Source organism: Oleiphilus messinensis, from assembly GCF_002162375.1.
Lineage (GTDB): Bacteria > Pseudomonadota > Gammaproteobacteria > Pseudomonadales > Oleiphilaceae > Oleiphilus > Oleiphilus messinensis.
The window spans coordinates 1,297,294-1,321,211 of the sequence record NZ_CP021425.1 but is presented as its reverse complement, the minus strand read 5'-3'; the positions used below and the strand labels follow the sequence as shown (position 1 = coordinate 1,321,211).

14 protein-coding genes are annotated in these 23,918 nt (G+C 49.7%); 6 read left to right on the top strand and 8 right to left on the bottom strand.

Translation table 11 applies throughout. From position 1 onward, the window contains the following. Positions 1-35: 35 nt before the first annotated feature. Positions 36-6,170, bottom strand: coding sequence for a DUF7933 domain-containing protein (locus tag OLMES_RS05755; protein WP_456299503.1), 6,135 nt, complete (start codon positions 6,168-6,170; stop codon positions 36-38). On the opposite strand from OLMES_RS05755, the gene OLMES_RS05750 reads away from it, so the two are divergent. The 4 genes from OLMES_RS05750 (at position 6,061) to OLMES_RS05735 (ending at position 10,917) form a co-directional block, all read left to right on the top strand. Continuing rightward, the gene (locus tag OLMES_RS05750) at positions 6,061-6,324 is read left to right on the top strand and encodes a hypothetical protein (protein WP_087460384.1); all 264 of its coding nucleotides are present in this window, start codon (positions 6,061-6,063) and stop codon (positions 6,322-6,324) included. The two genes, OLMES_RS05755 and OLMES_RS05750, sit on opposite strands and share 110 nt — an antisense overlap. 270 nt (positions 6,325-6,594) lie before the next feature. Continuing rightward, on the top strand, positions 6,595-9,084 hold the full coding sequence (locus OLMES_RS05745; RefSeq protein ID WP_198343233.1) for a CRTAC1 family protein: 2,490 nt from the start codon (positions 6,595-6,597) through the stop codon (positions 9,082-9,084). A gap of 231 nt (positions 9,085-9,315) precedes the next feature. Then, on the top strand, positions 9,316-9,744 hold the full coding sequence (locus OLMES_RS05740; RefSeq protein WP_087460382.1) for a hypothetical protein: 429 nt from the start codon (positions 9,316-9,318) through the stop codon (positions 9,742-9,744). Positions 9,745-9,747: 3 nt separating this feature from the next. Beyond that, positions 9,748-10,917, top strand: coding sequence for a hypothetical protein (locus OLMES_RS05735; RefSeq protein ID WP_087460381.1), 1,170 nt, complete (start codon positions 9,748-9,750; stop codon positions 10,915-10,917). A gap of 251 nt (positions 10,918-11,168) precedes the next feature. Here the strand turns inward: OLMES_RS05735 and OLMES_RS05730 are convergent, their stop codons facing one another. Then, positions 11,169-13,118: an asparagine synthase-related protein gene (locus OLMES_RS05730; protein ID WP_087460380.1), complete on the bottom strand. Its 1,950-nt coding sequence runs from the start codon at positions 13,116-13,118 to the stop codon at positions 11,169-11,171. 91 nt (positions 13,119-13,209) lie between these two features. On the opposite strand from OLMES_RS05730, the gene OLMES_RS05725 reads away from it, so the two are divergent. After that, complete coding sequence (locus tag OLMES_RS05725; protein ID WP_087460379.1) at positions 13,210-14,202, top strand: AAA family ATPase; 993 nt, start codon at positions 13,210-13,212, stop codon at positions 14,200-14,202. A 36-nt stretch (positions 14,203-14,238) separates the two neighbouring features. Next, entirely contained in the window at positions 14,239-16,077 is a 1,839-nt protein-coding gene (locus tag OLMES_RS05720) for a cobaltochelatase CobT-related protein (RefSeq protein ID WP_087460378.1), read from the top strand. Between the two features lie 106 nt (positions 16,078-16,183). On the opposite strand, the gene OLMES_RS05715 is transcribed toward OLMES_RS05720, so the two are convergent. The 6 genes from OLMES_RS05715 to OLMES_RS05690 are packed head-to-tail and all read right to left on the bottom strand — an operon-like array spanning position 16,184 to position 23,903. Next, the gene (locus OLMES_RS05715) at positions 16,184-16,675 is read right to left on the bottom strand and encodes a lasso peptide biosynthesis B2 protein (RefSeq protein WP_157678173.1); all 492 of its coding nucleotides are present in this window, start codon (positions 16,673-16,675) and stop codon (positions 16,184-16,186) included. Beyond that, positions 16,641-16,928 carry a PqqD family peptide modification chaperone gene (locus OLMES_RS05710; protein WP_087460376.1) on the bottom strand — a complete coding sequence of 96 codons (288 nt, stop codon included), beginning with the start codon at positions 16,926-16,928 and terminating at the stop codon, positions 16,641-16,643. Before OLMES_RS05710 ends, OLMES_RS05715 begins: the two co-directional genes overlap by 35 nt. A 55-nt stretch (positions 16,929-16,983) precedes the next feature. Further along, positions 16,984-17,850: a sulfotransferase domain-containing protein gene (locus OLMES_RS05705; RefSeq protein ID WP_087460375.1), complete on the bottom strand. Its 867-nt coding sequence runs from the start codon at positions 17,848-17,850 to the stop codon at positions 16,984-16,986. Continuing rightward, the gene (locus OLMES_RS05700; RefSeq protein WP_087460374.1) at positions 17,847-18,749 is read right to left on the bottom strand and encodes a phosphoenolpyruvate carboxykinase (ATP); all 903 of its coding nucleotides are present in this window, start codon (positions 18,747-18,749) and stop codon (positions 17,847-17,849) included. Before OLMES_RS05700 ends, OLMES_RS05705 begins: the two co-directional genes overlap by 4 nt. A gap of 56 nt (positions 18,750-18,805) precedes the next feature. Then, positions 18,806-22,498, bottom strand: a complete 3,693-nt coding sequence (locus OLMES_RS05695) for an FG-GAP-like repeat-containing protein (protein WP_087460373.1) — start codon at positions 22,496-22,498, stop codon at positions 18,806-18,808. Between the two features lie 31 nt (positions 22,499-22,529). Continuing rightward, entirely contained in the window at positions 22,530-23,903 is a 1,374-nt protein-coding gene (locus OLMES_RS05690; protein ID WP_087460372.1) for a cytochrome-c peroxidase, read from the bottom strand. Positions 23,904-23,918 lie beyond the last annotated feature (15 nt).

The window sequence follows — 23,918 nt, the reverse complement described above, 5'->3', positions numbered from 1 at the left end:
CGCTATTTTTTCGCCCCGATGCGTTGCTGCTCAAATTACAATGAGCAACGACTTGCTGACCCCGGCACCTTGAAGACGAGCACTTGCTGCAAACCATCCTCACTGCTTTTCAAGTTGACCACGATATCCAACAGCCCATCGCCGTCTACATCCGCTACAGTGGGCACAGCCATTGCGCCCTGGTTTGGTAGAAGCAAACTGTGCTGTAGTGCCCCTGTTGCGCTCAGGATGATGAGCTGGCCTGTTTCGCCTGCATTATTGGAATATGTTGCAAACAGAATTTCCGGGACGCCGTCATTGCTGAGATCAGATACAGTCACACCACTTACCAAGTGTTTTTCTTCGGTAGCGTCAGATGCTTCCGCGTCAGAGTCAATCACATCCGGTTTCTGGTCGTAGGCATATTGCCACAGGTCGCTGGATTGACTGGAGATGGCATGAATTTTCCCATTTAAAGCGAACAACACCTCCAGACCAGGCTCATTGGTATTGATATCCCCAGCCGTTACGCGAAGCGGATTGCTACCGCCATTATCGACAGGCGTCACGCAATGCTCAACACAGGGCAATGCCAATTCATTGTCCAAAGGACTGGCAACCACAGATCCATTTGCCTGGATTGCCACAACCGCACTTTGCTCGGTAACACCATCATCAGCGACGGTGGTCACAACAAGCTCGCCCTCACCATCCCCCGTAACATCCGCTGCGAGCATAGCACGGATCTTTTGATCAGAGACAAACGGGAAACCACTCAATGCTTCGCCCCTGGCATTCCAGGCAAAGATTTTATTCCCTGCAGCAACAGCCAGCTCAAGGCCGGGATAGTCAGGCAATAAATTCACAACTACCGGGGTTAAATCGATGTCCGATTCAGTCAACTCTACATTGAAAACCACCTCTCCATCATAATGCCAGGCAACAACCCGATCGCCTCGAGCAACGATAATTTCGTTGCGGCCATCACCATCCAGATCAACCACAACAGGCGACGCACGCAATGCCTCGCCCCAGACATCGTAGAACGATTGAGTAAGTTCCGGTGATTCGGTTGTCACTGACGTGGCTTCCGTGACGCACTCCGCACTGAGTGAACTCGCACCAGCAACCTGATTCGCTTGCTTGCTTTGGGCGTTAGCAATAAACGAAGGCGTATTAGGGAGGGTAATCCCTCCAAGCGTCGCACTGTCTAACCCGAGCAGCTCCAGTTCGTAGGAACCATCGAGGAAGACCAGGCTAATAGCCTGATTGAGACCCAGAAACGTGACAGTCGGTGTGACGTCACTACCGTCGTAGATCGAAATTACCGTGCCCGCCACTGCGAATCTGTAACTATCCAGATTCTTGGTGAATTGAACACGCTCAATATTGGCATCCACCGTTGCTCTAACTCCTGCTGGAACAACAAGCGTTTCAGTACCGGAAGCGCCATAAATCGTAGCGTCTTCATTTAACGTAATGGTTTGCCCTGGCACCAGAAATTCGGGTGGGCCAGGCAGGACTGGAATTTGGTTACCATTGATTTGCGCGTTGTTCAATCCAAGCAATTCAAGCTGATATGAGTCGTCCGTAAAAATAAAGGTGGTCGCTTGATTCACACCATTCAGGGTCAAGGTCGGATTCGACTGCGCACCATCGTAAACCAGAATCTGGCTGCCCTTCACATAGATCCGGTACTCGCTATATGCCTTGGCGAATTGAAAGCCTTCTATGTTGGCATCGGCGATTACGCTCACCCCTTCAGGAATGATTACCGTTTCTGTCCCCGAAGCACCAAATACATAAGAATCGGACGTAACCGTTATGGTTTCACCCGGCGTAAAGAACACCTCTTCAAACTCATCTACCGGGGGAGGCTCAACAGCGCTTTTTACAGAAAATGTTGAGCTGGGGCCAGCAGCCGGTGCGCCTTGACTCACATTTAAGGCAGATCCTGCTGCGATTGAGATCCCCAGAGTCCCCTCACCCGAAATAGACGACAGCTCTACGGTTGGGGTCAAGCTTGTACCATTCAATACCGTGACCACTGCATTGGTACCGTTACGGTTGAGCGTGATCATACTGTTGGTCAAATTGACACTGGTGACATTGGAATACGTAATAATGTAACTCACAGGACCGGTCTGCGTAGAACTCACACTCGGTGCAGAAATAACAACGCCTGGTACCGTCAACGAGTAGTTAAGTTCAAGTTGCGTGGCTGCAGGGTTTTTTATGACACTATCCACGGCGTCATCCACTACACCAGCAGGCAAGTCAACCGTAATAGCGCCTTGACTGTCAGGCGTAATGTCGACGGTATAGGACGCGCCACTCCCCGCAAAATTGGAGGCACTGCCATTGGCAACGACCAGATCAGTGATTACAAAATTCGTGACCGCCCGACTGAACTGAATCGCTACAGGAATCGGTGAAACAGAGGTTGGCGTGGTGGCGGATGTGGACAATTGTACTGTCAACAATTCAAGTGTAAGTGTGTCAGATGCCGCCGCGATGACCACACTATTACTGTTAACCGTGGCACTTAAGGTACTCGTGGTACTGGTGTAGTCCCCAACAGCAGTACTCGCCGGTATCAATGTGGTGACATCAAAAGAACAGTTACCTCCAGAGGCTAATGACCCCCCTGAAAAGCTTAACGTCCCCGTGCCCGATATCGTAGATCCGGCACCGCAAGGTGTAGTGGGTAGCGTACCGGTCGCGGCATACCCCGTAAATACCGCCCCCAGATTATCGGTAAACTGAATCCCGGTCGCGGCGAGGGCACTCCCTGAATTAGCAATGGTATAACGCAATACCACGGTGCCACCGGGCAACGCCGGGTCAGAAACAAATTGTTTACTGAATGTGAGCCCCGATATGGTCAGCACATCGGACGCCGCCGAAGAACTAACTGCTAAACTTGAGGATGTTCCCGTCACAGCAGACGTATTGATGGTCACATTACCTGGCGACGCATTTGCAGGCGTTTGTAACGTTACCGAAAAGTTACAGGAATTACCCGCAGTCAGGGAACCGCCAGTGAAGGTAATGGTAGACGTACCACTGACACTCGACCCGGCACCACAGACATTGCTCTGCAACGCAGAGGTTGACACCAGGCCACTGAGCGCGGCATCGAGATCAACAGTGAAACCCACCGCCGTTACCGCATCAGGGGCGTTGGCGTCATAGGTCAGGGTGAACTGGGCTGTTGTACTCTGCCCTGGCCCCACGATATCGTTATTGATCACCATGGTTAACGTAGGTGCGCCAACCACCTTGAAAGTTGAGCTGGGATCAGGTGCACCGGAATTTCCAGAGCCGTTTCGCCCGGTTCCGGGGGCTATAGATATACCCAACGTTCCCAGCCCTGTTATCGAGGATACTGTCACCGTAGCAGGATTAGTCGTACCATTTGTCACGGCAATGGAGCCGTCGGCAGTACCTGTTTTGTTCAAGGTGACATGACTGGTGTTAAGGTTGACCTGATCGGCATTGGTGTAGTTAACCGTAAAACTGACCGGGCCTGAGATGGTTTGAGCTGCACTGGGCCCGGAAATGGAAACCGTGGGATTGGGCGTGGACGAGCTATAGTCAAGTGACAACTGTGTCGCCGCCGGGTTTTTAACGGAATTATCGACTGAATCATCCACCACGTTTGCCGGTAAGTCTATGGTGACGGTACCATCTGCTGTCGGCGTAATGTCAACAGTGTACGTATCTCCCGAACCCGAGAAATTCGAGGTGCTGCCATTGCCCACCACCAGATCGCTGACCACGAAATTCACCACAGGTCGGCTGAATGCGATGGTGACTGGTATGGGACTGGTTGTTGTCGGGCTGGATGCCGTTGTGCTCAGCAGCACGGTCAGTTTCTCGATGGACAACGTATCAAACGAGGCATTGGTTGTCGTATTGTTAGCGTCGACAGTTGCGGACATTGCGCTTGTGGTACTTGTGTAAGTCCCGGCACTCGCCCCGGCAGGTACCAATAGCGTCACATCGAACGAACAGTTCGCGCCAGAAGCTAAAGTGCCACCTGAAAACGAGAGATTATTTGTTCCAGAAATCGTCCCACCGCATCCCGATGGAGGCAGGCCTGTTACTGTTAGACTATTCAGCACCCCCGTCAGTGAATGTGAGAACTGAATTGCCGATGCCGCCGATGCTGTTGCGGCATTCGTAATCGTGTAACGCAAGGTCACATTTGAACCAGGTAATGCCGGATCACCAATAAACTGATGCGTAAATGACAAACCTGTAATTAGCAACGTATCTGAGGCTGCAGCGGAAATTACAGCTTTGCTGGAAACCGTGGCAGAAACACTACTGCTGGGAATGGTAATGGTACTCGGTGTGGCCGACCCGGGAACTTGCAATGTAACTGAGAACGTACAGGTATCGCCCGGAGCAAGGTTCGCCCCCGTGAGGGTGAGTGTAGAAGTTCCGTCAAAACTTGATCCAGAACCGCAAATATTGCTTTGCGTCGCCGTGGTTGACGTCAACCCGGTAAGCGCACTGTTCAAATCAACCGTAAAGCCGACACCTGTTGCATTTGCAGCGGCATTTGCACTGTAGTTCAGGGTAAACTCCGCGGTAACGGTATTCCCTGGTTGTATCGAATCTTCAGTCACAGAGAGGGTCAGTGCCGGTGCGGAGACCACCGTCAACGTGTCTGTAGCAGCTGCAGAGTACAACGTATTTCCACTTACCGACCCAGAAACTGCGCTAGAGGTAAAATCGTAAGTACCCGGTACAGCACTATCTGGAACGGTTAAGATGTAGTCAAACGTACAGAAAGCACCAGCAGCCAAAGACGCGTTAGAGATAGTAAGCGTCCTCACTCCACTATTATTATCGAAGATTTGGCTAAATGATGACCCCGACCCGCAACTATTGGCAGCCGGTAACGTTTTAACGACCATCCCCCCAATACCATCGTTGATAACTTCGGTGAAACTGATAGCGCTTGCCATATTAGCCGTATCTGTATTCGTCAGCGTGTACCGCAACGTAACATCCTCACCGGCTCCGACCGGATCATCTATGAATAGCGCAGTTAATAATGGAGCCTTCTGGATATTCAATGTACCGCTGACAGCGGGTTTAGTTGTAGCGGAACCGATGCTCATATTGAGCATGCTGGTCGTCAACGTATAAGCTCCCGCAGGGGCGTTTGCCGGTATAGCGACAGTAACGTCAAACCGACAGTTCGCCCCGGTAGCCAAGCTCGCGTTACTGATAGTCAGGGTTGAAGTCCCCGATATTGTCGACCCTGCGCCACAAAATCCGGTAGAGGGTAAGCTGGTTGCAGCCAATCCCGAGAGCGCCGTGTTTAAATCCAGCGTAAAACTGATTCCCGTGGCAGAATCGCGACTGAAATCATTGTTGGTCATGTCAAAAGTCAATGTTGCAGATGACCCAGGTGATGCTGCATTAGGCAAAGTGAGATAAAGAAACGGATTGGTAACTAAAAGGCTCGCAGTTGCAGCGCCGCTGGGTGTAGAGGGTGATAGTTGGCTACTCAAATCACCTGTCGTGCTCACATAATTTCCCGCGGCGGAAGCGGTTACATCCACGTTAATATCACAGCTCGTACCCGCGTTGACGGTTATTCCAGCACCGCTGATCGAACTACTTGATGACGCTGCTGTAATGACCCCTGCGGCACAAGTGTGGCTGACATTCGGGGACAACGCGGTGGTTACGCCACTCGGCAACGTATGTGAAAACAATAAAAAAGTTGAATTGCTGCCATTAAGCGAATTGTCAATCGTATACGTCAGCGTGCTGACCGCTCCGGGCGTAATCGAACTGGGTGAAAAAGCCATACTGAACCCGGGACGGGAACTATCGACGGTCAATGTTGCATTGGCGGTCCCCGCACTCCCCTCGCTTGAGCTGAGCGCCCCGGTTGTATTCACATTCGCACCTGGAGTACTGCTGGTCACCTTAAGAGACAAGGTGCAGGACTCCCCTTTACCCAGGCGATAATCAGTAAAACTAACTGAATTAGAACCGGCTATCGCAGTATACGTGCCATCTAAACAAGTCGTTTGCGCGACGCTTGGATCCGCGATGGTCATTCCCGCGGGAAAGCTATTACTAAAACTCAGGCTCGATACCGGAACGGTATTGGCTGAATTATCGATCGTATACGTAAGCGTGCTTGAAACTCCCGGCGCAATTGTCGAGGGCGAAAAGGCTATCGAGAATGTCGGGGGCGCGGCAAAAGCGATATTTGCGGTAAAAGATAAAAAGATAAACGCACAAAGAGATAATAATCTTTTCTGCAAATTCATTATTGAACACCTTCAATTCAAAAAGATAACACCAGAATGAGTCTGGTTTTGCTAACGCTCCAGGACAATAATTACGCTGTCAAACCTGTCAGAATAACGTGAAGATTCACTTGCCGAGATAGAGATACATCAAATGTAGCAAAATACTGTAATTGACAAGACACCGTAATTGACAAAGTATAGCCGCTTTCCGTCCAGTTGCTGCCCAAGCCCGAAAATGAAAATCAAAAATACGAGACTGACTATGCTCCCGCTCTTGAATCGCGGAATTTCTATTCAAATATGTTGCTTGCTTACCGGTTTAACCGCGATGTCCGCACCCGCGCAGCTTATTGCGCAGGAACAAAATGGTTCAACGGCACGCTGGTCTACTCCAGCAACGGAATTAATCGAGCATCACTCAAGCCTGGAAACACTGATTAACACCAAGCTGGAAGCCCATAGCAAGAACACCGAAATCAGCAATGAGCTGTTTACCCGGAACTTGCAAGTGTATTTTGCGCGCGCAGACTTGCCTGACTCAGAGCTGGAGCAAAAGAAGTTTTCATCCTACTTGACTGAAGCGATGACTGCTTTTGCCGGTACACTTTATCTTCAAGCGCAAGCGCTGGAACCCCATAGCGATGTCATTAGCTCCCAAGCCGTCGAAAAAGCCACTGAGTTACTGCTCCCTTCGAAAGCGAATCCCTATAAGGAGCAAATATTTTTCCCGGATCTACCGACAGATAAACAGATCATCATTGAACCCTACGATATTGATGCCTTTCTTGATACCGGCTTACCGTGGCGTTATCTCGCTTATGCGCTTTCGGACATCGCAACACATAGAACTAAAGCGCCAGACACCCCCGCGACAGAAAACATGATCCAGGCGATTTCCCGCTACGGGGTATTGCTGCTCAACGTTGCGGGCCAGACCGCACGATTGGAACAGCCCGAGATGCCGGTTTATCTTTCTGCTGATTTATTAGTCAAGGCCTATCAACAACTACAACAACTGGCCACCACCAATCGGCATCCGGCAACCGGCCAGGACTCAGCGACTCAGACTGATGCATCACGGGAATCTGCCAGCCCCTCACAATCCTACTTCACTAACCGAAATGATGAATGGGATCTTCACCTTGCCCATCGCACCTCTGACTGGTTGAGTCGCCTGATGCGCGGTTATCTCATCACGGACACAAATACGGGCATATTGCCCATTCCGCCGGTTTTCGGCGGTTCCGGCCTGGCGGCAGAGGATATCGATGGAGATGGATTGATCGATCTGCTGGTACTGAGTGGCTCCGGGAACCACCTGTTGAAAAATATCGGCGGGAAATTTGTCGACATTACTGACAAAGCCGGGATCGACTGGAAGCGTCCCCAGGACAATCTACCGGGCGAACCGAGGCAACCCCTGATCGCTGATATGGATAATGACGGCGACCAGGATATTATTATTACCTATGTCAATGACTCGCACCGGGCCTACCGCAACAACGGCGATGGTACGTTTACCGATTTAACCGACAAAGCACAACTCGGGGGCCAAGGGCTCGTTGGCAGCGCGGCCACCGTTGTCGATATTAACAACGATGGTTTGCTCGACATTTATATCTCGTACTACGGCAATTATCTACAAGGTGTGTTGCCGGTGCCGCATACCGCCAATTCCAATGGTACAGCCAATCAACTGTTCATAAACCAAGGGGATTTTGTCTTCTCGCTTACAGACGATGCGCTGGGCAGCAATGATAAGGGATGGTCGCAAACGGTCACCCATACGGATATCAATCAGGATGGCTGGCAGGATCTGATCGTTGGCAACGACTTTGGCAAAAACGCTTACTTTCTCAACAAAAATGGTCAAAGCTTTGTCAATTACACCCGCACTTTAGGTCTCGATAAAACATCATCAACAACCAGTATTGGTCTTTCCGAACAAAATAAGGATGGCTTGGTTGATTTTTATATCGCAAATGGAACTGAAAGCACGGCGAGCTCAAGCGGTGATACACTCTTTTTGTCTGTAACGAACGAGAATGGTGCGCTTCAATACCAACCGAGTGATAAAGAGGGAAATCGTTCGGATCTGACAGGCTGGGCGTGGCATGCCGCGTTATTTGATGCGGACAACGATGGCGATGATGACCTTTATGTCCTGAATGGCCTGACGGACTACAATCTAAGCAACTACCTAAGCAACTACAATCCAAACAACTACAGCGTTCGCAACACCACTCGTGGTGACAGGCAGAGAAACGACTCAAATCATGTTCTCGGCCCAAACCAAGACGAAAGCAATTTACGGACACCTAATCGGACGCCAAATGTTTTTTTTATTAACAGTCGAGAACGATTGAGTAATGTGTCGGCGCAATCCGGCTTGAATATAAACAGCAACAGCCGCTCTGCGGTTTACAGTGACTTTGACGGTGACGGTGATCTCGACCTGGCGCTAAACAACTACCACGATGAAGTTTCTGTTTTTAGCAACAATGCTGAATTGCTCAAAAACAATTGGTTGCAAGTAACCCTTAAAGGCAACCCCGAAGCACAGGTCAATCTCGATGCAATTGGCGCACAGATCCAAGTGGGGTTTGGCGAAACGGGTTATGCCTGGCGTCAGGTCTCCGGCAGTGAAGGTCACCTCTCCGCCCAGCCGAAAATTCAACATTTCGGCCTGGGTAAAGCGGATAAGGCAACGGTCATCGTGATATGGCCAAATGGTAAGCGCCAGGCATTTGGCCCTCTACCCGCCAATAATCGCTACATACTCACCTACGAGCCCTCACAACGATCTCAAAACCCGTAACAAAACACAGACAGGTTCGGACAATAACCTTGAAAAGGGCTTACAGAGCTTAACAACCGGCATACGCAGGATAACAACTGATTTATTGCTAATCTTTTTGTATTTTGTAATTCTTGATTATTGAGCTTTAATAAGAGGACTAATTACTGGAGTATCAAGTCCAGTGATCAAACGGACGAAAAACCAAATAGCGCTGATTAGAAAATATATTGTCGCAACTGGAGAGGTAATATGCGGTTATCGAAAAAATTAACGATGGGCCTGCTTCTGACGGCAGGACTCGCAGGTATGGCATCAGCCCAGCCCAATCCAGATGTGACCATTCGTTCTCATTCAATCCATATTGATGCCGGTGGCAATGTGGACAGCGTGGTGCTCAGGATCACAGGTGATGGCAGCTATTCCTTCAACGAGGCCTATGACAACGCCAGTATTGACGTGCTGGCCAGCGACCTGGAACTGGCCAGAAACGGTGACTACTATTACGAAGTGAGTAGTATAAAATATACCGGAAAAACCCGGGTAGTGAGCGGTAATGGCCGCCCTCCAGGGTCGGAAATGCGTGAGTCTACGGTAAAAAAAGTTTCTGGGCGCTTTGAGGTCAAGAATTACAGCCTGGTTGAACAGGATCAGGACGAGCAGGAATTAATGGGGGAGTAAGTGATGAGTAGTCAAAAAACAGCAGCAGTCTGGGGTCTCGCTCTCTTGTTGGTTACCACATCAAACGCAAAGGCAGATCAGCTCATTCAAGATGATCTCGTCGTAGTGGGAAGCACTTGTATCGGGGTGGATTGTTCAAGTGGTGAAACATTCAGTTTCGATACGATCAGACTCAAGGAAAACAATCTTCGCATTAAGTTTCAGGACACCAGTAACGCTGGTGGATTTCCAACCATTGATTGGCAACTCACCGCAAATGACTCAGCGAACGGCGGCACAAACTATTTTGCGATCGAAAATATTGACGATGAAACGATCCCCTTTAAAGTAGTCCACGGAGCTAAAACGAATTCGCTATATGTTCACAGCAACGGATATGTCGGCTTAGGTACTGCGGTACCGGGACTACAATTACAAATTACCAACGGCAACTCTCCTGGTATTCGACTTGAACAGGATGGCACAAGTGGCTTCGCCGCTCAAACCTGGGATGTATCCGGCAATGAGACCAATTTCTTTGTCCGCGACGTTACCAATGGTGGTTTATTACCATTTCGAATCCAGCCCGGCGCACCAAACGGGAGTTTATTTGTTGCCAGTGATGGCGATGTAGGCATTGGATCACTCACACCAGATGGTCAGTTCGACGTTGCGCATGCATCCAATATAAACAATCATGCATTTCTGATTGACCCAAGCTCCAATGTGGGCATTAATATTGACAATAGTTTCGTCCCCCGGGGTCTGCTGGATGTGCAAACTACTGGCGGTGTGAGCGAATTGATAGTGGAGTCGGATGGTGATGTAGGGATTGGCATGGGGACAACAGATACTGCAAGCGCCCCTTTACATGTTAAACGAAATGGTCAGAGTAATGGTATTTTAATTGAGGATACTGGTGGTTCTGATCCACTGTTGACTGCAAAAAATAATGGTGCTCCAATCATTCGACTTACAAATAACATTGTTTCTGCGGGCTCGGGACAATCCTGGCAACTCTATCTCAATAATAATGGAGCGTTCAGAATACAGAATGTTGACAATCCAAGTGCAGTTTTCCAATTAAATAATGATGGCACTATGTTTATGGGCTCAAAATTTAGTGTTGATTCAAACGGAAATACAACAATAGATGGAAATTTAACCGTAAACGGAACATGCACTGGGTGCTAGAATAGGCAAAAAGAGAACGGGAGTAAAATAATGCAAGAAACTGAAACAAAAGCAGATCAGCGATCAAAGGAATGCTGGACCACACCAAAATTGGTAAGCTTGGACGATCTAGAAACAAAGGGCGGTGTAGGCATCCCAAATGATGGACTCTCATCTACACCGAGTTAATCCCCGAGCACTACAAATTAAATGTGTACAACACTGGGCTAATTCGTATTACGTACGGGGTTCGAACATTAGAACCTCCTTCACTAACAGTTAGCCCTCTCTTCCCAATGGATAAACGAGGCGATCATAAAACTTCTATTCAAGGATTGCATGGCCCTGAGACGCGCCAACGGTTGCATCTCCATACTGTTTAATTCCTGAATCACCTTTTTCAACTTTTGAGTATTGATCACTTCATCGACCAGATCATTTTGTTCCAACTTTTGAGCGTAGGTTATGAGTTGCTCGGTACACTCCTGGTAGAATGGATAAAAATCCAGAGCCTGAACGCCTCTGAAACGCCGTTGTAATACAAATTCCGGCACAGTATTTTTCATCGCTCTTTTAATTAAGAGCCTGCTATTAAATCCCTGGCGGTATTCAGTTTCAGGTATGCCCAAGGTATATTCTACAATTCGCTTATCCAAAGTCGGATCTCGGCGCTCGACATGAGTTACTGAACGCATGGCACTGATATGGTCTACAGCATCGCACCGGGCCCCCTTTAACAGTATTCGGGAACGAGTTGCACGTCCATTTGACAATGGCCGGTAGAAAGGATCCCAGCCAAGTTCGTGAAAGCGCTCTTGCAATCTCAACCTGGATGCAAAACTCGGGTTTATATAAGAATGGGCGTTCCAAGGTGGTTCGGGGTATATTCGTCGACTTATTAAGCGAGACCATAGCGAATCAGACAGAGTTGTAGAAAGAATTTCCCGCGCGATTTTTTTGGTATCAAGAGGACGGTTCTTTATTGTGTCAATCACGGCCTTCAACAAATGCCGCCATTTTCGCTTAAAAAACATCTCAGAATACAAGCACTTCCCATCCCAACTGATCGTAGTATTTCCACTCGCTCCCGATAACATCACTCGACAGTTCTTTTGTCTCGCACTGAGTGATAACGCCCGAATCCACTCCCAAAATACTGCCCGCGTGGGAGTTCCCTGTTGGTAGAACGTATCCTCAATCGAAGAGATTAGCTGTTGATCATCCGGAGATGTAACAACAAAGTTTGGGTTAATGTTGGGATACAGCTCAGCAATTGACTGAATACAGGGCTTTTCATTAAAAGACCATCCAGGTCTGTGGTACCCCTCATAGTCATGAGGTGGAATCGATGAAAAAGTTTCCAGCGTTTTATTCTTTTTTTGGAGCTCAATCGCAGCAACACATGCAATGCTCGATGAATCGAGTCCACCACTCAACTCACAACCAACAGATGTATGGGAGCGAAGACGACAATTCACAGCTGTCGTCAACTTTTCACGGAGACCTTCCGCATAGGCTTCAGAAGACGAGAATCGAATATCATTTATATTTTCCTCGAGCACATAATATTGTTTTGTCCTAATTCCTGATGCGCCCACTGTTAGCGTGTGAGCCGGTGGTAGACGTAAGATGTCCTGATAAAACGTTTGAACGGTATCGGCATGTAATAAAACCAGCAAATCGGCTATTTTTTGTTCATTCAGCTTGCGTTCAACGCTCGGCAAACTCAGTAGTGCTCGTAAATCATTCGCGAAGGCAAAGGTTCCCGCTTTATGAACATAAAACAGGGGCCGCACCCCAAAATGATCCCGTGCCGCAAACAAAGATTGTGCTTTTGCATCCCAAATGACAAAGGTGAAGTCGCCTAACAAATAGTTCGGACACGCTTCACCCCACTTTTCATAGGCTTTCAGGATAAAAAAACTATCGGGAAGTGTTTTTGCTTTTGCCGGATGAAGATTAAAACGACTGCAAAGCTCTTCCCGGTTGTCGATGCGCGCATCGGAGCAGAGTATCTGATTTGAACCCACTCTGGCGGGCTGACGTTCAAAATAGTCTTCCGGGGTGACCCGCATCAGCGTATGGACAAACCCTGAGTTGTTGAGCTTCAGGGTTTGCTCCCGATCCGGGCCATAGGGTCTGAGGATATTCAGCATTCGATCAAGCTCCGTTTGCTCAACCCGCTCACCGTTAAACTTGACAATGCCGCCCATACCACTCATAAAATGTTGCCCAAAATTATACAGTTATCGAAAATACGCTATTGTATTGTAGACGATATAATTGAATGCCTGCACGAATTTGGGAATCCTAATGAATCATCCGGCTGAGCCAGACATCGAACAAAGCAAACCTTTACCGCGCCCGGAACTCACTATCGACGTGGCTGAGACTTTTGGTCTCGACAGGGATATAGCGCGGAATATGCACACCAAAGCATTTAGCAGCCGCGTGGAGCATGTGCCGGTACAGGATGCATCCTATGTGTTTGATCCGGTTACAACATTATCAATACTGGCCGGTTTTAACCATAACCGGCGGGTTATCGTGCAGGGTATGCATGGCAGTGGCAAATCCTCCCATATTGAACAGGTGGCCGCCCGCTTGAACTGGCCCTGTGTCAGAGTCAACCTGGACAGCCATATCAGTCGCCTTGACCTGATTGGTCGGGACGCCATTGTGCTCAAAAACGGCGTCCAGACCACAGAGTTTCAGGAAGGTATTCTGCCTTGGGCCATGCAAAACGGCACAGCGATTATCTTCGATGAATATGACGCCGGGCGGCCGGACGTGATGTTTGTCATTCAACGTCTGCTGGAAGATAACGGCAAGCTGACCTTGCTTGAGCAGAACCGGGTTATTACACCCCATGAGAACTTCCGGGTCTTTGCGACGTCCAACACGGTGGGCCTGGGTGATGCCACGGGACTTTACCATGGCTCGCAGCAGATTAATCAGGCACAGATGGATCGCTGGCATATTACGGTTAACCTGAACTATCTGGCCTTTGAGGAAGAGCTGAATATTTTACTGACCAAATTACCGGATTTTCAAAACGAGCCAAACAGGGCTCTGTTAGGCTCCATGGTGGCCATGGCGGAATTGACCCGGGAAGGCTTCAAGCATGGCGATATTTCTACCTTGATGTCACTCAGGACGCTGATAAGCTGGGCGGAAAACTACTTGATTGTCGGCGACCTGGAGATGGCGTTCCGGCTCAGCTTCCTGAATAAATGCGATGAACAGGAGCGGTTTATTCTGTCGGAATACTACCAGCGTTGTTTTGATATCGACCTGCTTGATTGATTTTCCCTGCTGGCCCACGAAACAGGAATTGAACCGGTGAGCAAAGGTTTTTATCATAGCACTGCAACTGCAGAGCAACGCCAGACTGCCCTCAGTGCCAGTAACCGTGCGTTACCGGCCCACCGTTGCACTGACATGGCAGGCAGTAACACAGCATGTGCACACGAATCACATCCCCCTGGCAACAGTGAAGTCCACCCCGTCATCACGGCTCTGATCAGGCAACGTTACGATCTCGAGCAACAGGATCACCCAGATCAACAGAAAACGAAATCGTTCTTACGGGGTCTTTCTGATCTTGAAAGTTTGCTCCAGCAGCATCACAGTGCCTTCCAGTTTGCAGATCAGATAAAACAATATGGATTTTCGCAGTATCTGGGCTGGTTGGAACTGGTCCGTGTCGAAGCATTGGGCTGCCCCCATCTGGCAGGGCGGGCCCAAAACGTCGGAGCGCTGATCGTACAGGGCCTGGAACACGCATTGATGCGGCACGGGGATTCACAACCTGCCATCTGGTACAGGCTACCCCTTGCCATTCGCCAAGCCATTACTGAAGCCAAGCTCCGAGCTCCCGCTACCATCCCAACCCCCGAATTCGACCTGACGCTTTCAGAGTTTGACAAATGGGTGAATGACCAAGGGCGCTTTATCGAAAAAGGCGTCGAAATGCTAGCCCGCATAAACGCTCAGCCCGATCTGGACAACCTCGATACCATCACTTACTCAAGAGTCAGCCTTGATGACCCGATGTTTTCCGACGCAAATGGCGAAGTCGACAAAACCAATCCTCTAGAGACAGGGCAAACTGAGCCGAACCTGGATGATGTTCAGGCTGAAATTGTGCAGAACGACGATAATGTCCGGGATGAATATGCGTCGACGGATGCACCAGACCCCGTGAGTACATTGCCACAAAGTCCGGAAATAAGCCGGTTTCCCCCAAGAGAAACGGCCAATTACCCTATTTTTACCACACAATTTGATCAGGTTTTAAAAGCAAGCCAGCTTGCGAATGCCATCGATGCCCCTCTTTCTTTGGCTCAATTTGACCAGGACTTGCAACAACACAGACAAACCATTGCCAAACTCAGCAAACAACTCCAGCGCAAAATTTTCGCCCTACAACGGAAAAACTGGCAATTTGATACTGATCAGGGTCGACTCGATACGGGTCGCCTGAGTCGATTGGTCACCTCCCCTCTGGCAACGGTGCCCTTAAAAAACGAATCAGAAGGGAAGTTCAAAGACACGGTTATTAGCTTACTGATTGATAACTCCGGCTCCATGAAAGGCGAGGCCATTAAACTGGCATGGCTTTCCACGAGCATAATCGTACAAGCTTTGGAACGTTGCTCGGTAAAAACCGAGGTGCTCGGCTATACAACGACCAGTCAGGAAAATAATCGAGCCTATCTGGAGTGGGTAAACTGCGGCAAACCTGAAAATCCGGGCCGTTTGAACGGTGTACGGCACATTATCTACAAGGAAGCAGGGGAAACCTATCGACGCATTAAACGCTCACTGGGCACGATGCTACAGGAGTCTTTACTGCAAGAAAACATAGACGGTGAAGCCCTGTGGTGGGCTTATCAGCGCATTCTCCGAAATCCAACAGAGCGACGGATACTGATCGTCATTTCAGATGGACGCCCGATGGACAAAGCCACCCAACAGGCAAACGGCTCTCATTTTCTGGAGGCCCATCTGCGGGAAATAATCACCCTGGTTGAACAAGACCCGCGGGTTGAGTTGTTGGCCATCGGCATTGGGCACGATGTAGGCCGCTACTATGCCAAGTCGACCCGAATAGCCAATGCTCAATTACTGGGTGAAACATTGCTTAAGCAACTCGCCTCGCTTTTTGAGCGCGAATAATGGGAGCGTTGGACTGCATCGTTATTTGGACTGCATCGTTATTTGGACTGCATCGTTATTTGGACTGCATCGTTATTTGGACTGCATTGTTCCTTGGACTGCATCGTTACCGGGTCAGTTCTGTCCCGTAAAAATCGATTACAGTATACCGTTTGTGTCCCCTGCCCCCAGTGAGGTAATGCTCACCATAACGCACCCAGGCGTGGGCCTGGTGTTGCCTGGTTTCATCACTGTCACGGGTGACGCCAATATAAAGCGTTGTCGCAATCTTTCTGCGGGACAACATGATCTGGGCCACCAGCGCTTGCGCCAGACACTTACATTCCCAAGGCAGACGATCCGAGGCCGCCCGGATCAAGCGCCCGATGAGGATGGCTTCCGGATCGGTGTGAGTCAGAACCTTTGCGGTTTCATGGTGGCGCTGACCAAAATGTGGGGTAAGGCGTTTGAAAGCAACAAACCGAATGGCAACCCATGAACAGGCCAGCAAAAAGCCTATTTCGATTAACAAACGCTTTTCGTGCCAACTTAATGCGGCATATTTGGTATACGCCCGCCCAAGTTTACTGGTCGCCAACATCGATAAAATTCTGTTCATGCAGTGCTTTGAGAAACCCCAGGGTTTGTGCCTGACAATTGGACTCACTGACATCAAAGCGCTTCGTTAAATCAACGCACAGGTCTTGCACCCGCTTTGGCACCGCAATCATTTCCCAGATGGCTTTCCCGGTTTCTTTCAATTGAAAGTACCGGCCACTGTCCAGATTCATGAGCACGACTTCTCCATCCAGCTCACAGGCCGCGTGCCCCTCTTTTTGCTTCACCTGTGATTCCAGGCTGAGTTCATACATTTTAGTTCTCCATACGTTACCGAAAGACTCGGGACAGATTCAGGCTTTTTCGCGATCAAAAAACCGGTTGGTTATTTTCATCAATATAGCCGTGTCGCAGCAAGGTTTCACGACTGGAAAGAATAAACTTCTCCACCAGAGCTTTATCCAGTTTTTGCCGCCAGGTTCCCACTTCACCTTCTCGAAAGAACGATTTGGACTTTTTCGGTCGTTCTTTAAAGCCTTTTTCCAATTCCTGCTTTTTGAGCTTTTGGAACGCGCACGCGTCAATGGCTTGCTTGATCCGCTCAGCATCGCTTGGCAACCCCAGAAACCGCGCCGCTCGGGTAAACGCCGCCAAGGCATCTGATTTCATGTCTTCGTAGCGGATCACCAGGCAGGCTATTCCCGAATCCAGCTCCCAACTGTCCACATGTTGGCTCCAGGAGCGCAATTGTTGCTGTAACTGATCCGCAGGTCGATACGTGGTTTTCGCCATTGCATATTCAGGATCCATCATATTCAACAGCATTTTGTCGTAATCATCGTGACCGGCATGATGGGCGAACGATACACAGACATCAAGGGGATTCCGGATCAGGTACAACACCCGCGCTGAAATCTCGGGCGGAAAGAGTGGCGCGCCCACATCATTATAAATATAGGCATCATGAACTTTGTGAAAGCTCAACGACTGTTGACTTTTGGCATGATGCCGGTAGATATCGGGTCGAATACGGTTAATCTGCTGGAGCGTTAACGCCGTTGAATCCAGACCGGAGTCTTTTAAGAACCACTCTCGGGAACTCGCAATTTCCGTTTTTGAAATGCTTTCCAGGTCAATTTCAGTCTTGCCGTGGGTCAGCGCCGCCATAAACAGCCTAAACCAAGTGTTCCCTGACTTGGGATAGGAGGCTAACCAAACCAGATTGCCCTCGGTCATAGATCAATACCACGGATCAGATCAACCAACTCGGACAAACGGGACAAGTGATCGGGTCGGCTGACCACCTCCACGGCAATACCACTGCTCAGGGTACGGCTCACCTGATGAAAATGCGGCTTGTTTAAACCCAGGCCATTTATATACTGTTTTCGATAACTGTTTTCCTGCAGCGCTTTAATCGCCAGCGCCCCCTTCAACAGCTCTCGCTCGAAGCGATCTTCTTTACTTTTGGCCAGCACATAGAGTTTGCTGATCGCCTGAGGGCTAGCACAGAAGTTTTGAGGGTTGGGAATGGCCTTTTTACGCATTGTCGGCCTGAGCAGTCGAAGCCCGTCTGACTCAATGGCAAGCGCATCAAGGGAATCCGGCCACAGTTTATTTTGCGGATAAGCCGGGTGCAATAAGGCCTGATTGTTTTCGAAGGAGATGGAGCACAGATCATCACTCAGCATCTGGAAACCGGTCTGGCACAATGCTTGAGCGAGCGTCGACTTACCGATCCCGGAACGCCCCAGAAACACCAAACAGGTATCGTCCTTCACTACCGCACTGCCGTGCAGAACGAATCGTCCCTGCTGTTGCATTAACGCACCAAAGCAGGAGCCCAACAGGAACAAACGAATAGAATCTTCATCGCAATCGTCAATAACATCGATGGTGATCGTTGTACCGCCTTCGATCAGAAATCGGGCCACACAATCGACATGCAATAACAGCTGGCCTGTTTTTGCCTGAAAGCGCGCGCCCTCTTCATGGGGTGCTGTCAACGATTCCGGAACACTCCCCAGGGTAATCGTGACGATTTCATCTATATCTGGTTGATCGGTAAAAGGTAATAGCTCCGGCAACGCAATGTCAGACTTCACGTGATAGCCAAAAGCATAATATTGGTACATTACAACTCCAAAAAAATGAGTGGGTCACCACTTAATGTTAATCCTGTCCTGCGGACTCATTGCGTAAGCGTGACGTTGCCGCATTGTGCAGCCGATTTAGTACTCTGCGTTCCATCTGGCCACAATACCTTAACCGTTACCTGCTCTGATTTTCCGAGGCCGAATAAGTGTACTGCGCTGTCCTGGGAAAAGTAGCCGCTTCCGGCCTGAACGTCCCGGCTCGTAGTCATCCCGTCACTCCGTGTAACCGTAATGCGTGCACCAATCCCCAACGGATTTCGTGCGCTCCCCTGCAATCGCAGAGTCAACGCACACTGGCCATCAATGCCAGTGTTTTTAAACAATAGAGGCCGTTCATCATTCACGCCGACTGCGATATCCACCCAGCCATCTTTGTTATAGTCACTCACCGCCACACCTCGACCGTCATAGGGCACAAACAAGCCGCTTTGGGTGGAAGGTACTTCAGTGAAGGTGCCATCTCCGTTGCCTTTGAGCAGATAGCTGATGCCGCCGGAGAATTGTCTGAATTCGTGATCCATATGGCTAAAGTTCCCGACAAGGTAAAGGTCTTCATGGCCGTCATTGTCAAAGTCAGCAGCGGTAATACCGTAACCCGTAGTGGCCTGAACAAGGCCCGGCAGGACATTCATGCTGAAGTGGCCTTGGCCATCATTGATAAACACAGCATGTTTCAGCGTATTCGCATACAACGTCATCACGCCCTCACCCAGCAAACGATCATCGTAAATCTCAGCGAGGGTGGCCTCAGCATAGGCACGGAAAGTATCAAATTTTTCGTAGACAAAAGGCATCTCAGCGCCCACCATGCCACGTTCACGCATGGGCCTGAGTACGCCATCGACATATTCCGCTTCAACGATGTCGAGGTCTCCATCGCCATCTATGTTACCCGCATAGAGCATGGCCGGATACTTTTCAGATGCATGATACCGGGTATTCATCCCCCAGTTCGCCACGGCAAAATCCATGTAGCCATCTTCGTTGAAGTCACCAGCGGTAATACCCGACCAAAGGCCATGCCACTTCTGCAGTCCTGAGGTTTTTGTAGCATCACGGAAGGCACCTTTATCATTTATAAACAAACGCACCGGGCCATATTCTGTGGCAATAAGCAAATCACTGTCCTGATCATTATCGATATCCAGCCACATCGCTCCAGTTGCCAGGCCCAGTTCAAGCAATCCGGGTGCTTTTTCTGCGGTAACATTTGTGTAAGTTGCACCATCATTGCGATAAATGTAGCTGGACGCCGGTAACGGCCATTGGTTCGGTATTGCTCTGCCCCCGATAAAAATATCGAGGTCTCCATCACCATCCATGTCGTTTAAAGCCAGTGCACCACCAGAAGCATCAGCCTGAAACTGCAATCCGTTATTGTTGGCCATAATGGCCGCTATGGGCGCATTTGGAACTTCGTATCGGCTGAAGCTGGAAACAAACGCGCCATTGGCATACCAGACGGTTGCCAATTCTTCCAAAGCCGCTGGAACGATATTATTGGAAATCGGGTCAAACCTGCCATCCCCCAGATTTTGATAGACTGTCCCGGCCTGTCCATGTGCTCCGGCAACATACAGATCATCATCCCCATCGGCATCCATGTCGGCCCAGGAGACCCCTGGCCCAATCGCCGAAAGTCGGCGAGGCAACAAAAGCTGCTCTTCAAAATCATCGTAGCCTTCATACTGCCGGTCATCAAAATTTGCCTCAATATGGGCGTGGGTCAACCCCGCCGTTGCGCCCACTTCGGCGAATTGGGTGTTCTCAGCCTGCAAACGTCGAGGTGGCGGAGGCGTGCGAATGCTGTCCGGTTCCGCGATTACATAGCGTTGATTGGCCAGCAACGCTTTCTGTTCAATGTCAGTGAAGGTTTGGCTATGCCCGGAAGGCCAGTTGACCTCGATCTGTTTGATCGTCTCGGCATCATCCAGGCCGAAAACCAACACGGGAGCGTGGCTGGAGAGATATCCACCGGAGGTTGTCATCATCCGGGTCTGCTTTTGACCATTTGTAGAGGTAACCGTAACCCGCGCACCGATCCCGAAGGAATTCGAACGATACCCGACCAATTCCACAAGAATGCGGTTCTTCAGGGCGTTATTCCGGTAAACACCCAGTGGCTCATTCATGAAATTATCGACCTTGTCCAGATCCCCGTCATTGTCCAAATCTGCCAGAGTGGCACCATGGGCAATGGATTCATCATCAATTCCCCAAAGTGCCGAGACTTCGGAAAAGGTCAAATCACCATTGTTGCGAAAAGCGTTATTCGGTGTGGCCAGCTTGGGGTAATTTTCATAATAAGCCGGTGCATTTTTGAACTGGGGGAGATTAATGTTCGCCAGCACATCGCTATCCATCAAATCACCGATCATACCGTTACTGATCAATAAATCGACATAGCCGTCCAGATCAATATCGGCGAATTTTGTCGACCAGGTCCATTCACTGGCGGCGACGCCGGCGAACCAGGAAATTTCACTGAACGAGCCATCACCATTATTGAGATAAAGTCCGTTATGCATCACCTGGGCGGCTGACTCATCCGGTGGCAAAGTGGTATCCATCAAGCCGTGTTGGGTCAGTCGCAAGGTGGCATCCTGACTCAACATGTCACCTACGAAATAGTCCGTCAGCCCATCATTGTTGATGTCCGCAAAGTCCATCCCCATCGCAAACATCGGCGTTTGCTGAACACGTTCCGCATCCAGCAACGTGAAAGTGCCATCACCATTGTTATGGTAAAACATGTCTGGCGACCAGAAATCATTGGTGACATATAAGTCTGGCCAGCCATCATTATCGATATCACTGAAAGATGCCGAAAGTCCCCAATACCCGCCGGAGATCCCCGCCTGTTTGGCAACTTCAGTAAAGGTACCGTCGCCATTATTACGGTACAGTAAATCAGGCTCGCCCAGTTGCCGAACACTCAAACCTTTCTTGGTTTCGAATAACTCGATCGAACTCTTGAGGTTATCGGGAATAACAATCTGGCCATCTTTCATCTCGAGTTTTGGTGTACCAATTTCGGCGGCAAGATCAGCAGGTCGATAGGTGGCCACGTAAAAGTCCAGATCACCGTCACGGTCATAATCTGCGAACGTGGCTGTGGTTGAGCCGCCGTTATAACCGACCCCTGCGGTATCAGTGATGTCCGTAAAGGTTCCGTCTCCGTTGTTACGATACAGCGTGTTCGGCATATTCCAATTGGTCAGAAACAGATCCAGATCGTGATCATTATCGATATCCGCAAAGCTGGCGCCAATTGCAAAGCCCGCTTTATCCTGCTTAATCCCGGCCTGGGTGGTCACATCGGCAAAACGAAACCCGCCCAGATTACGATACAACTTGCTTTGGCCTTCTTCAGTGACCAGATACAAGTCCGTCAAGCCATCACCATCGAAATCGCCGGAGGCCAACCCCGCCCCGTTAAATGTAAAATTACGCTGATGTTCGACAGAAAGTGTGTTGGCGAAACGAATTCCGGTCTCCTTTTCACCCAATCGAGCGAAAAGCTTTTCACCTTGACGCTCCGGTTTGACCAGCGGTGTGCCCTGAATACTGTCAGGCGCAATGGGGGGGGACACGTCGCCCCCCTGATTTCGCGCGCTGGCACTGGCAACCGGCACCCCAACATTGACAAGAGAACAGCTGAGCGCAACCAGAAGCGCATGTTTACTGGCAAAGGTGGCGCAAGGTCGCCAGACAAAGGTGTGAAACATGTAGATCTCCAACAGGGAGGGTTACGCAGAATTAACGATCAACCGGCAACCCGCTCGGAACGGTTTGGGGGACAAGGTACGACAAATCCTGGGTGGATGGTGACGTCAAGGATTCCAGAAACGCAATTAACTGCTCGGTTTCCTGTGAATTTAATTCAGGTACAACATTGATCTCGGGGGAAAATGTTTGCGACATAACGAGTATTGTCGAAGTATTCAGGCGAAACGTTTTTTTAACGCTGGGATCAAGTTGCGAAGCATCATAAGCCTGCAGCATCTCCAGAGGTTTGGCATGATGCTCGATCACAGCCTCTAACGACATATAGGAACCGTTATGCATCCAGGGTCCGGTAATCGCAACATTGCGCAGAGGCGGCGTGCGGAAAGCAAAAGCATCTTTCTTCTGATCTGTCACTCGAGCCCGGCCAATATCAAAACCGGAACTGTCACGGTGGCCCGGGCCAATTTGCGGCACCAGCAAGTTATAAAATTTTTGGTCTGTCATTAACGCGCCGCTATGACAGGATGAGCAACCAGCGCTGCCATAGAAGAGAATAGCACCCTGTTTTGCCGCCTCTGGCAAAGCCGCCTGCTCCCCCCTCAGATAACGATCCCACGGGCTGTCTTCAAAGGTAAAAGATTTTGTTTGAAATGCAGCCAGAGCATTTGCCGCATGGGCGTAATGTAATTCATCTGTAGCGAGTTCAGGGTATGCCTGTTTAAACAGAGCGACATACTCTGGAATCGCCAACACCCGACCCATGACACGTTCCCAGATTTCTTCGAAGTCCGTATCCCCTATTGCCGCGAGCGTATTCGGTTGACCGGAAACATCAAGATCCCCCTTACGGCCCCGCATTTCGTGCCGCGAGGTCACGGGAAACATTGCTTGCATGGCCACGATGTTTTCCAGTTTGTCGGCGGGTAACTTTTCATCCGCAGGAGAAATTCGGTGGCCATCAGCGGCAATTTCCACCCGGCCGTCCCAGAACATGGTACGCCACTGTGATGCCCCCCGATTGAAAATTTCGGGTGCATTTCGGGGAATTAGCGGGCGAGCCTTGCCAAGTTTACGTTCATAGCCCAGTCCATCCCCCCCCACACCAATGGAGAGGCTCAGGTCATCTCCGGAATGAAGATTAGGATGGTGGCAGGTCGCACAGGCGATATCGCCACTGCCGCTTAACACCTTATCAAAAAAAAGCGCTCTGCCCAGTGCGACTTTCTCTGTACTTTGTCCTTTATCTGAATAAATCGACGAAATATTTTGTGCTTTGATCAAGCGCGTCAGTTCAATATCCAGATTTGAGGCGTCAGCTGCTGCAGAATCAGCAATAACAGACTTGGAGACCAACAGGCCAGCGGCAATCCAGCCAATCACAGTGGTGAAGGTATTTCGTTCCATATTTGATACTTAAGG